The organism is Cyclobacterium sp. 10D3-21 (assembly GCF_055809755.1).
The window spans coordinates 1,530,961-1,544,327 of sequence record NZ_CM147924.1 but is presented as its reverse complement, the minus strand read 5'-3'; the positions used below and the strand labels follow the sequence as shown (position 1 = coordinate 1,544,327).

10 protein-coding genes are annotated in these 13,367 nt (G+C 39.5%); 3 read left to right on the top strand and 7 right to left on the bottom strand.

Annotated features, from left to right (window positions below; genetic code table 11):
- Positions 1–2: 2 nt before the first annotated feature.
- The 3 genes from AC0L7T_RS06450 to truA form a co-directional block, all read right to left on the bottom strand.
- A complete protein-coding gene (locus tag AC0L7T_RS06450; protein WP_473341676.1) occupies positions 3–593 on the bottom strand; it encodes a hypothetical protein in 591 nt (196 codons plus the stop codon).
- A 300-nt stretch (positions 594–893) separates the two neighbouring features.
- On the bottom strand, positions 894–2,669 hold the full coding sequence (locus AC0L7T_RS06445; protein ID WP_473341675.1) for an ABC transporter ATP-binding protein: 1,776 nt from the start codon (positions 2,667–2,669) through the stop codon (positions 894–896).
- A 12-nt stretch (positions 2,670–2,681) separates the two neighbouring features.
- Positions 2,682–3,437: a tRNA pseudouridine(38-40) synthase TruA gene (gene truA, locus AC0L7T_RS06440; RefSeq protein ID WP_473341674.1), complete on the bottom strand. Its 756-nt coding sequence runs from the start codon at positions 3,435–3,437 to the stop codon at positions 2,682–2,684.
- Positions 3,438–3,538: 101 nt separating this feature from the next.
- Between truA and AC0L7T_RS06435 the strand changes: the two genes are divergently transcribed.
- Positions 3,539–4,018, top strand: a complete 480-nt coding sequence (locus AC0L7T_RS06435; protein ID WP_473341673.1) for a DUF4293 domain-containing protein — start codon at positions 3,539–3,541, stop codon at positions 4,016–4,018.
- Between the two features lie 62 nt (positions 4,019–4,080).
- Positions 4,081–5,190: a trans-sulfuration enzyme family protein gene (locus AC0L7T_RS06430; protein ID WP_473341671.1), complete on the top strand. Its 1,110-nt coding sequence runs from the start codon at positions 4,081–4,083 to the stop codon at positions 5,188–5,190.
- A 9-nt stretch (positions 5,191–5,199) separates the two neighbouring features.
- Here the strand turns inward: AC0L7T_RS06430 and AC0L7T_RS06425 are convergent, their stop codons facing one another.
- Positions 5,200–5,661, bottom strand: a complete 462-nt coding sequence (locus AC0L7T_RS06425; protein WP_473341670.1) for a bactofilin family protein — start codon at positions 5,659–5,661, stop codon at positions 5,200–5,202.
- A 572-nt stretch (positions 5,662–6,233) separates the two neighbouring features.
- A complete protein-coding gene (locus AC0L7T_RS06420) occupies positions 6,234–7,976 on the bottom strand; it encodes a hypothetical protein (protein WP_473341668.1) in 1,743 nt (580 codons plus the stop codon).
- A 488-nt stretch (positions 7,977–8,464) separates the two neighbouring features.
- On the opposite strand from AC0L7T_RS06420, the gene AC0L7T_RS06415 reads away from it, so the two are divergent.
- Positions 8,465–9,232, top strand: coding sequence for a hypothetical protein (locus tag AC0L7T_RS06415; RefSeq protein WP_473341667.1), 768 nt, complete (start codon positions 8,465–8,467; stop codon positions 9,230–9,232).
- A gap of 219 nt (positions 9,233–9,451) precedes the next feature.
- On the opposite strand, the gene AC0L7T_RS06410 is transcribed toward AC0L7T_RS06415, so the two are convergent.
- Positions 9,452–10,960: an IS1634 family transposase gene (locus AC0L7T_RS06410; protein WP_473338654.1), complete on the bottom strand. Its 1,509-nt coding sequence runs from the start codon at positions 10,958–10,960 to the stop codon at positions 9,452–9,454.
- A gap of 824 nt (positions 10,961–11,784) precedes the next feature.
- Positions 11,785–13,323 carry a YifB family Mg chelatase-like AAA ATPase gene (locus AC0L7T_RS06405; RefSeq protein WP_473341666.1) on the bottom strand — a complete coding sequence of 513 codons (1,539 nt, stop codon included), beginning with the start codon at positions 13,321–13,323 and terminating at the stop codon, positions 11,785–11,787.
- Between the last annotated feature and the right edge of the window lie 44 nt (positions 13,324–13,367).

The window sequence follows — 13,367 nt, the reverse complement described above, 5'->3', positions numbered from 1 at the left end:
TATTAATTTCCAAATAAATACCTGGCACCTATGGCACCCTGGGCTTTTAGGTGAAGCCTATCTACAATTTCCGTCATAAACCCTACTTCTAAAAAAACACTTATCGGTAAATCCTCAAAGTAATAGGCCGATCCCAAGAAAACTTCAGGACCAAAATCAATATTGGTACGCGTCTCTATTACTTCCGGCGAATTGGGGGTGGCATTTGGAGTAGTATAAAAGTAATCGATATTTACGGAGCGAAACTGCAGTCCCAAACCGGCATATACTGTAAGATCACCTTCAGATATATTAAAATCATCACTAAATGACTCTTCATAAATCCCGCGAGCATGAAGAGAGAAAGCGCCAGATACCTGATGCCCAAAATATCTCGCAGAACTAACAGGTCGATTGTTTTCAAAGGTTCTCCTATAATATTGACTGCTATTCTGACTTCCTCTACCCAAAATAGCCTCAACTGAAAACTTGTCTTTTACGGGCGTTTTGTAAGTAATCCCATAAGGATCCCCCATTCGGATACCCAATTGATGTTGTTGTGCATAGGAAGAAATAGAAACTAATAATAAAAATAATGATAATGCGTATTTCATGTCCTCTAACTAAAATTGAATTACTTTAAGCCGAAACAAGCAATAGCCAAATGATTAGCTGGTGACATCTCTCCCCGAAAAAAGATCGGTAAAGGCTATGACAAACGGCATTGCAAAGTCCGGGTTTAACGATGTCTTACAAACGCTGATATAACGGATTAAGTTACATTTTAGCCTGTATTATCTAAAAGGACTTGAAACAAATGATCAAATCTCGTGAGAATCAGGCATGTTGGCATATAAGCGCCTTAATAAGGCAAACTTCAGTGGGTAAAACCCAGAAGTACCCCCCATTTTTCTTCAGTCAATTACAACGGATTTTAACTGCATTTGATGCAACTGTGAATAATAACCAACTTTCTTTAATAAAGCTTCATGTGTCCCCTGCTCAACTATTTCTCCTCTATTTAAAACGATAATCTTTTCCGCTTTTTGAATAGTAGACAACCTGTGAGCAATGATAATAGAGGTTCTACCCTGCATCATTTTCTCAATGGCCACCTGAATCAGTTCTTCCGTTTCTGTATCTACTGATGAGGTGGCCTCGTCCAGAATAATAATCTCTGGATTGTATACCATCGCCCTGACAAAGGATATCAACTGGCGTTGACCTACAGACAAAGTCCCACCTCTTTCCTTCACATCATACTCCAACCCACCCGGGAGTCGCTCAATAAATTTCCTTGCCCCTACCAGTTCTGCCGCATACAGCACCTGCTCCTTTGTAATATCTGGATTACCCAGTGTTATGTTCTGGAAAATAGTATCTGAAAACAAAAACACATCCTGCAATACAACGCCAACATGTTTGCGCAAGGTCGCTAAATCATAATCTTTTACAGGATTTCCATCAATGGTGATTGATCCTTTATTAATATCGTAAAACCGACTGATAAGATTAATAACGGAGGATTTGCCCGCCCCTGTAGCACCCACAAGCGCTACGGTTGTACCATGTTTGACATTAAAACTAATATCCTTTAACACCCACTCTTCATCATTGTAGGCAAACCAAACATTATCAAATGCAATGTCTCCCTTAACTTTCTCAGGTGATAAGTTTCCTTCATCTGGAATTTGATCGTTATTTTCTAGAATACTAAAAATCCTGGATGAGCTCACCACTCCCATTTGAAGGGTATTAAATCTATCTGCAATCATCCTTATGGGCCTGAAGAATAACTGTAGGTACATTATGAATGAAATAAGTACCCCCACCTTGATTTCCATATCAAAAACACCTGTTGCACCATACCATACCACTAACCCAATACCCATTGCCTGAATAATTTCAGAAACGGGGTAATAAATAGAGTAGTACATGACGGATTTGAGATGTGCTTTCCTATGTTCCTTATTAATGGACTGAAATTTCTCGTATTCCCTTTGTTCCCTATTGAATACTTGAATGATATTCATCCCGGTGATATGTTCTTGCAGGAAGGAGTTGAGGTTGGAAACGGCATTTCTGACATCATTAAAGGAAACTTTAACTTTTTCTTTAAAAATATACGTAGAGACAATAAGCAGAGGCAGAGTACATAAACTTACCAAAGTAAGTTGCCAATCTACCCAGAACATCACAGCTAAAATAGCTACCAATTGCAATAAATCACCTATAATTTCGGCCAGCCCCTGACTAAAGACATCAGATAACGTCTCCACATCAGAAATATTCCTGGTCACCAATCTACCTATGGGCGTATTGTCGAAATATTTTAAACGCATTTTCAATAAATGCTTGAATAATTTCACCCTTATATCCCTGATGATCACCTGACCTATCCACCCTGAAAGATAGGTATGACCAAACTGTACCAATGCATGTAAGACCAATAATCCTATCAGCAAGTAAATCATCTTTAATAGTCCGGGAGCATCACCGAGAGTAACGTAATCATCTATTGCCATCTGAATCAACAAAGGCCGGGTGGGCGCCAATACCGCCAAAAGAAGTGTAAGTGACACCAGAACATAGAACCTTTGTTTATAAGGCTTCACAAAACTGTAAAGCTTCCTTAAAACTTTGGTGTCAATTATATCACCACTTTTTACATTTTCTTTGTCAAGTCCCAATATGCTAAAAGTTTACTTGTTAATTTGGTCTGTATAATTCACTTTACTCAGAAACAATCCTTGAGGAGGGGCCGAGGTTCCAGCTAAATTCCGGTCTTTATTGACTATTATTTCTGTGACCCCGGCACTATCGAGGTGTCCCCTGCCAACTTTAACCAAGGTCCCTACTATTGCCCTTACCATTCCTCTTAAGAATCGATTGGCCTGTATATGAAAGACCAAACCGTTACTTGTTTGTTCCCAATAAGCATTATTAATTTCACATATGAATGTTTTTACATTCGTTTTCCTCCTGCTAAAGCACTCAAAATCCTGTTTACCAAGGAGTAATGAAGCTGCCTTAGACATGGCTTCAAGATCCAGGTCATAATAACAATGCCAGGCTTTTCCTGTCATAAAGGGGTCTTTTCTAAAAGTAATGTGGTACTCGTATCTTCGAAAAGTTGCATTAAATCTAGCATGGGCCTTTTCATTTACCTGAAAAACATCGAAAACAGCAATATCTGGGGGCAAAAGCCCATTGATTCTTTTGAGGAAGTACTCACTGGTAAATTCCTGGTCTAAATCAAAATGGGCAAATTGTTGTAAAGCATGCACACCGGCATCCGTACGACCACTCCCCATTATACCAATAGGTTGACGAAAAAGGGTAGACAAAGCTTTTTCCAATTCTTCCTGAACAGAAATGGCATTTGTTTGTTTTTGCCAGCCATGATAGTTGCTACCATCATAAGAAAGTTCTACAAAATAGCGGAGGGATTCATTCATTTCAAGTGCAAAGATAAAAATATACCCTAATTTCAAGTTCGATTTTGAATATTCCTTGCGAAAATTCAAATAACCCATTTTCTTTGTCAAAACATTAAAATATGATTCAAAGAGTTCAAAGTGTATTTCTGCTTTTGGTAGCCATTGCAATGGTTACCTCCACCTTGTCACCTATTTGGTTACAAGTAGACCCAATGCAGACCCAATCTATGGAAATGACAGCATGGTATACCACTGTTAAGGATATCCCAGAAGAAAACATCATTTCCGAAACTGGAAATATTTATATCGGAATAATGGCTTTATTGACGGCTGCAATAGCCATTTTTAGCCTATTTCAATATAAGAATAGAAAGAAACAATTGCTCCTTAATATGGTCAATGCCCTTTTGATGGGCCTTACATTGGGTTTTACAGTCTATACAAGCTATAAAGCCAATGAAAACTTCAACCCAGCTGTAGGAGGTGCCTTTTTAATAGGGTTTTACAGCATTGTATTTGCTTTGATCTTAAATTTGATAGCCAACAGATTTATCAGAAAAGATGAGATGCTCATTCGCTCAGTAGATAGAATCCGATGATTTACTAAACCAAGGATTAAAAGCGATTACATGAGGTAAACAACGCAATATATAGCATCAATATGAAAATTGAAACCATTGCCGTACACGGTGGGAATGTAGTAACTGACCCATTAAAACCTGTAATCCAACCCATTACAATGTCTACAACCTTTGAGCACCAGGAAGGCACAATGTTGTACACAAGATTGGAAAACCCCAATAGAAAATCTCTGGAAGCAGTTTTGTCATCACTCGAAGGGGGAGCAGATGCTGCTGCATTTTCTTCAGGAAATGCAGCAGGAAATGCTGTGTTTCAAGCCCTTCCTGCGGGATCTCATATCATTGCACCTGATGACATGTACCATGGAATGAAGATGCTGCTTCAAACCGTTTATACAGGAAAAATAGAAGTGGATTTCATTGACCTAACCAAGCCAGAACAAGTCCTAAAAGCCATAAAACCAAACACAAGGCTTCTATGGATTGAGACGCCTTCAAATCCACTACTGAAGATTTCAGACATAAAATCCCTGGCTTCAATTGGTAAGAAACATCAACTTATCGTAGCATGCGACAGTACTTTTGCCACTCCCGTTTTCCAACAAGCACTTGGGCTCGGAGCGGATATAGTCATGCACAGCAGCACCAAATACATTAGCGGCCACAGTGATATTCTAGGAGGAATATTGGTAGCGAAAGAGAAAAATACCTTTTGGGAAAGCATTAAAAATGTACAAAGATTGGCTGGGGCGGTCCCTTCCCCTATAGACTGCTACCTATTGACACGAAGTATTAAGACATTGCCTTATCGCATGAGGGCACATACATACAACGCAAGGAAAATAGCAGCATTTTTGAACGACAAGAAGGAAGTAGAAAAAGTCTTTTATCCTGGCCTGGTTAGTCACGAAGGTTTTGAAACAGCCCGGAATCAGATGTCGGATTTCGGAGCCATGTTGTCTTTCCTTATCAAAGGAAATGCTGATGACGCAGACCGTTTGATCGGAAAATTAAAGTATTTTAGTGATGCTACAAGTCTGGGAGGAGTAGAAAGCTTGATAGAACGAAGATCCAAAGTTCAGGGAAACGATTCAAGCATTCCAGATCAACTCATAAGAATGTCTGTTGGAATTGAAAATTGCGAGGACTTGATAGAAGACCTGGATCAGGCATTTGAGGCCACCTTCTAAAAGGTGAATTTATTTTTCCATTTTAGCCAGTGACTTATCAAATAGTCTTTGAGATAAAAGGGGATTTGAAGCATGTATTGAAGCTTGCTTTTCCTTTAACTGACTCAAATACTTCTTATATTTAGACAGGAGCACTTCCATGTTTGCACCTGATTCTATTTCTATTTTTTCAGAGTAAACTTTACCCCGCATTTTCGCCTCAGAAGTAAACCTTGCCAAACCTTCAATAAATATATCGCCTAAAACTTCCCCCATCACACAAATTTCGGAAGCTTTTATATCACCTTGCACTCTACCTGAAATTCCAATAATTATCTTTTTTGGTGTGGTAACATCACCACATACATCTCCTTCTATTCTTATATCACTTACCGCTTCAATATCTCCCTTAATCGTCAATCCAGGAGCAAAAACCGAAGTGGAATTTGCCATCTGCATCTCTGCTTGAATTTTCGTTTCCTTAGTCCACATAAAATCAACTCAATTATTTTGACACTTATCAATACCACCTTTTCAATTTATTACTCAGATGATCAAGCAAATATACGCAAAACCTACTTGTTTTCTTCATGAAATATTGGGGTATAAGGGGATTTCATCCCCAAATATTTCCCAGAACACTTTGACAAGCAAAGTGCACTGCCCTAAATTAAACGCTGAATTCAAGCAGCGCTTATTGTGATAGTTCGCATTTAGTAATTAATTCAAACCATAACCCATCCCAACCGCTAATTGAAGTAGAATTAAAGATAAACCAATCAATGAAAGGTGACTTCCTTTGATTGTTGGAAGGATGGAATCTCTATGCCCTTAGCCCAGTTTATGTTTCAATGATTCATTTTTAAGCAGAATTACTACTTCTTTGAGCTAGCCTCATCTACAAACCTAGGACCAGAATCAAACCATACAATAGGATTACACCTCACAAACCGGTAATGGTGTAATTTCAAGAATAGCAATATATTTTGAGATTAGGGCTTGGCGTCAAGACAAGATTTGACCAGAGGATAATATGGAGATTTTTTCTTTATACGCTAAATAATTCAGGATTTCTTTGTAGTAATTGAATTCGCATCTAAATGCAGAATTCTTTGCATTTCGGAGATAATAAACAGGCGTTCTATTAATTTTTGATCAGGCAAAACTTCTTTTTTGTGATTGCCTCCCAAATATTTCCAAATAATAAACCTGAGCTTTCGAGAAAATAAATTTTTGACCTTAGTTTTTAATTGGATATGATTTTGCTTAAATGGTTTCTGCGATATTTTGGCTTCAGAAATTAAATCTTTAAGATAATCAGGTAAATATTGAGATTTTCGAATTGACTCCAGTTTATAATCATATAACTCATTATTGAGATCCTCTTGATCCAGTGGATCAAAAAAATCCTTACGAGAATAGGGGATTTTATTTTCCAATTGATTAATATATTCGTTCCATATTGGTATACCCACTCTTTGATTTACTGGTAAGGATCTCACTGCATTTAATATTTTTCGAGACAAAAGGGGAGAAAGAACTTCCACGTAAGACAATTTAAAATCCGATAAAGCTGCCAGCACAATCGGAGCTCTGTATTCAGAATAGATCCGTTCAATGAATACATTCATCGACTCCCCCTCCGCAACCCTAAGCTCTTTGGGGAATTCATGCTTTATCTTACCCGAATTCTCCAAGTGGGCAAGATTGGAATAATGCTGACAAGGAAAAAAATTGGTGAATTTATTGGCTTCTTTTTCAGTTTTTACCTTAACATTAAAAGGAAACCCAAAATTCATATCTCCTCGCAGTATCCCCTCAGTTTTACTTTCAAAAACATGTTTCCAAAACGAAAACCCATCCAAATAGGCCTTTATATGGTCAACCCGACCTTCGCCATTTTTCAGGATTCTGTCATAGACTACCTCCAATGGTTCTTTTTCGGAAATGGACATCGCTGAAAAAAAATCATTCTTGATTCCGTATTTATCAGCAATTTTTTTGGCGATATAGCCATCCGTGCCTTTTATTTTGTGATTTCCTCTATGGCCATGGGTATAGGTTTTGATTTTTTTCGCCGCATCATTTTTTGCCAAAAGTGTCAATAAAATTCCCCGACTGTCTCGCCCTCCTGAAAGAGTAACTCCCCACTTATCAGGATCCAACAGAAGCTGATCAAATGTTTGATGAATGGCGTTAATAATCCTATCGGATGCTTCTTTTTCCGTAATGGTCCCACTATCAAAAACGATAGGTTCAGATTTCAATTCAGCAGTCCAGCTTACTTTATCCACAAGTAACGAAGAATCAGGTGGCAACAGCTTAATCCTTTGGTCCCATGATAAAAAAGGCCCCAAAGAACCTGTCGACAACATCCAGGGAATTACCTCCTGATTAAATTCAAATCCCCCTAAATACATCACTATGGCCCTCTGGGATGTAGATGTGATAAAGTACTCCTTATCCATATAATACCAAATAGACCTGGTTCCTGAAACATCGGAACAAATCTCACAAAATTTGGGATGGTCTCTGAACAGGGCAAATGAGCCATCGATACCGGTTTGTCCTATTTCATCCCACTTCATAAATTCCCCAAAAAGCCCCCCTAACATTACACCATTATCGGTCTTAAGCAGGGAGGAAGTTGGATTCATTATTCCATAGGACCACTTTCCGTTGACATATATTTCAGGTTTATTTGCCTGTATATTATCAGGTTCCAAAGTGGTACAGATTTTTAATAATCTATTTTCAATTTCAGGATCAAATTCACTTTTTTTCCAAATACTAATAATTTTAGACATATAAAATTTAGGATAAAACTAACTGTAGGGCATTAGAAGGTTCTATTTTATTCCTTTTCTATAATCAGCTTGGTAGCAGATTTGAAGATACGGGAAAAACGCCATTCGACAAAAGATAATTATTATATTATCTTTTAGTGCTCTTATCAGAAGCTTTGAAAAGCATATAAAATTCTTAACAAAAAATATTCTAGTCAACATTACCATAATTTATTATACTGCCCTGCAAATGCTACTTTAATGAAAAGAGACGAAGAATCCCACCAATAAGACTACATAAAAATTATCTGTAAATTAGTGCATTCAAAAGCTTTAAAGGATCATTATTGTTAATCTTGTAGCGCCTACACAGGCCACTTTGGGGATTTATTTCATGAAATATTCATATTGAAAAGTTTAATTTCTCGGAAAAAGATGCCCGAAAAACACAGTACTTCCTAAATAAATCCGTCAATGGTTATTTAAACCACACCTTTACAAGGTAACCTATGAAAAAATTTAAGTATTTCTTTATATTAATCTTTATTACAATATTAGTACTTACAATTATTGTAAATATCCCCGAAAACAAGAATGAATTAAAAACAACACATTTCACCTTCCTATTTAGCAGCAGTATTGATTCTTTAAGTATTGTTAGCCTTTCAAAAGCATTAGAAAACAGTTATTCAACAATCAGTAGCAATTTAAATACTACACCTTCCGAAAATATTGAAGTGAACGTCTATGCTCAAAGATGGCGATATATAAAAGCAACTGGGCATTGGAGTGCTTCAGGGAATATAGAAGGGATTTCAAGACTCCATTTTTTAGAAAATACCTGGTTAGAAACTGAAATCTCTAAAATCGCCATTCATGAATTTGTCCATTCCGTAGTTCTCAAATTACTAATTGACAAAGAACCGCAACCATTAAACGCTGAAAGATTTGATGGAAAGTTTGAAAATTTTCCGGTATGGCTGTGGGAAGGGATCAGCGTTTATGAAGCAGATCAGTTTTATGCCCCGGATACCTTGGCGTATTTAAACAACGGCAAATACCCGCAAATTTCAGAATTAAACAACCGCTCTGACGGACAAAAAATTTATACTTGTGGTTATACCCTAATAGAGTACATCCTAAAGGAATACGGAAAGGACAAGTTAATTGAACTTATCACATCATACGGGGATTTAAAAAAAGTGCTTAACCTAACAGATGAACAATTTTCAAGAAATTGGTATCATTTCATAAAGAAAAAGTACCAATTAAAATGAAAGGCTGTCTGGATTATACAAAGGGGCTGAGATATAAAGCACCGCCGATCTAGCATTTCAGTAGAGAGTACCTTCAAGAAGGGATATCTTCAATTGCCAGGTTCATACTAAGGCAGGATTTTCAATTGAATCCATTGCCAATCAAATATTCAGTATAGCGCTTTAACCCAACTTGGCTATTGAGTAAATTAACATTTTGATTATTAGTGTTTTACAAAATCAGTGGTACACTACATATTTTTTCACTGCCTTTTGTGTATCCGTACAGCCAGTGGCCTTGTAGATCTGTTGGACTTCCCTGATTGGCTTTGAGGGTTTTCTTATGTGGATATCCTTTTTATCGGTTGGCAGTTCTATGGTCTGGATGGTCTGTGTGGCCATGATGCGCAGGATATTCTTCCAGTCATGACGGATGCCTTTTTTCCGGAGCATGTACCGGATGGTATTTACCAGTTGATAGGCCAATATGGTCAGGTAGATGTGTGCTTCGATCCTTTCGTCATTTTGATGGAAAACTGGTCTGATGCTCAGGTCAGACTTCAGGCATCTGAAGGTAGATTCCACCTCTCTTATGGTGTTGTAAATATCCCAAAGCTCTTTTTCCCCAGGATCCTTATAACTGGTACGGATAAAATATACCCCCTTTTCCTTCTCATCTCGTACCGAGTCGGCCCTGCGTTCCCATTTTATGTCGGTGGCTGTCCCTTTGGACTGCTCTACGTTGACCTGATATCTGCCGGATGCCCGATTGTGTTTTTGCTTTGCCCTGCCGATCCGCTCCCATACTTTTTCAACCTTTTTGGTGCCTCCCTTTTTGTTGAGGGCCGCTCTGATGCCTTGCAGCTCTTCTTCAAAACGCCCTGCCAGTTTTCCGGCCATTGATTCTTCCTTCTTCCTTTTGGCAGCACTCTGCACGTACATCCAGGTGTCTGAATAGCCTTTAGGGTGGAAAATGGCCAGCTTCACTTTGTTCTTGTCCCTGTCGGTAAACTGGCTGACGGTTGTTGCCGCCGAATAATTCCGAAGCCTTTTGCGTGATACGCAGACATAGTCATAGCCCTTTTCCCTAATCAGGGCCAAGTTGTCCTCCGTGGCAATCCCGGCATCCATCACGATGGTCTTTTTATGGGCCTTGCCACTGTGTCTTTCCAGGTCTTCCACCATATCGGAGAGTGTGTTGGTATCAGGCTTGTTGCCTTCGTAGATACGGGAGTGCCGGATAAATCCCTGGGCATTGATAACCCCGGTAAAGACCACCAACGGACAGTCGCTCCTCTTTTCCTTGCTTCTTCCATGGAAGGCTAACTTACTGCCCTTTTTGCCTGTCTCAAAATAAGTATTGCTGATATCGAAGATGACCAGCTTGTCCTCAATGTCAAACATATCGGTGATATGGTCATATAAGAAACTGTCAATCTTCTCTTTGTGGGCGTAAAGTTGATCGGAAACTGCATAAAGCTGTTTATGGGTGATCGAAGAGCGGTATCCGAAACATCCTGCCAGTTCGCTGTTCATCTCCAGCAGCTGTGCGGTTTTGTACTCGGAACTGGAAAAAACAGCCCGTGAGGCGATGGCTATCAGTGCCTTATCAGCCTGCTTACCCTCAAAACCCAGGTTGAGCAGGCATTCCCTTAGCTTAAGCTTGTCCAATACCTGCCTGCACAAATGTTCGCCGCCAAAGCTCTTCACATCGGCCACTTGAAGTCCTTTGATATCGACATGGTGCATCTCGGCCCTCTCGGGTGCCGGGGGGATGGAGACCTGGTCCGGTTCTGGCTCGCCGTATTTGATAAGGTACTTTTCGTAAAGAGACAAAGCCAGTGTGTGCAAATATTCGGGGGCATCATGGGGAAAGATGTCGGGTTGCATGAAAATCTTCGATTTAAGCATGCTCAGGACAATTTTCCGGTTATCCTTGTCTGCCAGAAGGGGGTCTGAGCCCAGGTACAGTATGACGTTCTGTTTGACTTTTCCTTCAATCCTGGAGGTTTGAACCAGATTGTACTGGAAAAAAGTTTTGCTGTCTTTGCTTCGCTGTTTTTTGACTTCCCTGATGAACATGACACAAATATAGGAAATGTAAAATAAACAAACAACAACCGTACATCACTACAAATGAAAAAAGCCAAAATAATCGGCCTTTAAACGCAATAAAGGCACTTACACCTCTGAAAATTCATGAAAATATGATGCGTAGAGCCAAGTTGGGTTAATGAGTCCATGAAAATTGCCATAAACATTTGTCAAGAGTATTGTAATGCTCCATTGCCTATTTTGAATTTAACCCGGATTATGGAAAAGGATTTCCCGTGTTTACGGGAAGTGTTGCAATCCCAAGAATCAGACCAATTGGAGATTATAGCATAGCTCCGCTATGGTGAACCTGTCTACCGTCAGGTAGAATTAAAAACAGCAACGATTGGGTATTTTGATGTGATTTCAGAACGTAATAGATTTTCTATTGCATATTTCGGGTTTAACAGCTAAAAATATATTTTAGCTAAAACCCAGTTAAACATGAAGGGGAAAAGATAAGGGAAAGCTTGTTGGAATCAACCCGCCCATCCATCTCTATCAAGACTACGGTATTGAATGGCTTCTGCCAGGTGTTCCACTTTTATTTCTTCAGACAGCGAAAGGTCAGCAATCGTTCTGGAAACCTTCAATATTCGGTCATAAGCCCTTGCCGAGAGCCCTAGCCGGTCCATCGCTGTTTTTAGCAAGGTTTTACCAGCTTGATTAATTTTCACAACTTCCTTCACCATATGCGAAGGCATCATTGCATTGCAATGAACTTCAGGACTATCAACAAACCTTGCTTGTTGAAATTCTCGTGCGCTGGTCACCCTATCCCGAATAGATTTACTGGATTCCGATTTTCTATCCGAAGTCATCTCGTCAAAATTCACGGGAGTCACCTCTACATGAAGGTCTATCCTATCCAATAAGGGACCACTTACTCTATTGAGGTACTTTTGTACTACTCCGGGGCCACATACGCACTCTTTGTCAGGGTGGTTATAATAACCACAAGGACAGGGGTTCATACTGGCAATCAACATAAAGTTTGCCGGAAAATCTACCGTAACCCTTGCCCTTGAGATCGTGACTCTTCTTTCCTCTAAAGGCTGTCGCATCACTTCAAGAACTGTTCGCTTAAACTCAGGAAGTTCATCTAAAAATAAAACCCCATTGTGGGAAAGGGAAATCTCACCTGGCTGCGGATTTCCTCCTCCTCCAACCAAGGCTACATCACTAATGGTATGGTGGGGCGAACGGAAAGGCCGTTGGGCGATTAACGATGAACTGGCACCTAATTTTCCTGCGACAGAGTGGATTTTGGTGGTTTCTAATGCCTCCTGAAGACTCATTGGAGGCAAAATAGAAGGTAATCTTTTGGCGAGCATGGTTTTACCCGCTCCCGGAGGACCTATCATAATCACATTATGACCACCCGCTGCAGCTATTTCCATAGCCCTTTTAATATTTTCCTGACCCTGCACATCTGCAAAATCAAAGGCGCTTTCCTCCAGGGAGTCATAGAAAAGATTTCTAGTATCGGTAACCAAGGGCTCAATAAGTTCTTTTCCTTCCAAAAAATGAATGGCTTCCTGCAGGGTTTCCACCGGTATTACATCCAGGTTGTTTACAATGGATGCTTCCTTGGCATTTTCCTTAGGTAAAATAAAACCTTTAAAGCCTTTTTTTCTCGCCTCAATGGCTATAGGAAGCACCCCCTTTATTCTCCTTAACTTCCCATCCAGGGCCAACTCCCCCATGATCAGGTAATCCTCCAATTCAGGAAAGACTACTTGCTCGGAGGCTTGCATGATTCCAATGGCAATAGGGAGATCGTATGAGGACCCTTCTTTTTTTATATCAGCAGGCGCCAAATTTATCACTACTTTTTGCCGGGGCATCCTGTAGCCATAATACTTTAGTGCGGACTCCACCCTTTGTTGACTTTCTTTAACAGCACTATCTGGAAGACCCACCATGAAAAAACTTGTCCCCTGACCGACATTTACTTCAATGGTGATCAACTTGGCATCTACTCCTGAGACTGCACTACCAAAAGTTTTGGCTACCATCCTTGAAAGTTTATTATGAAAATTAAAAATCCATACCTGCCCAT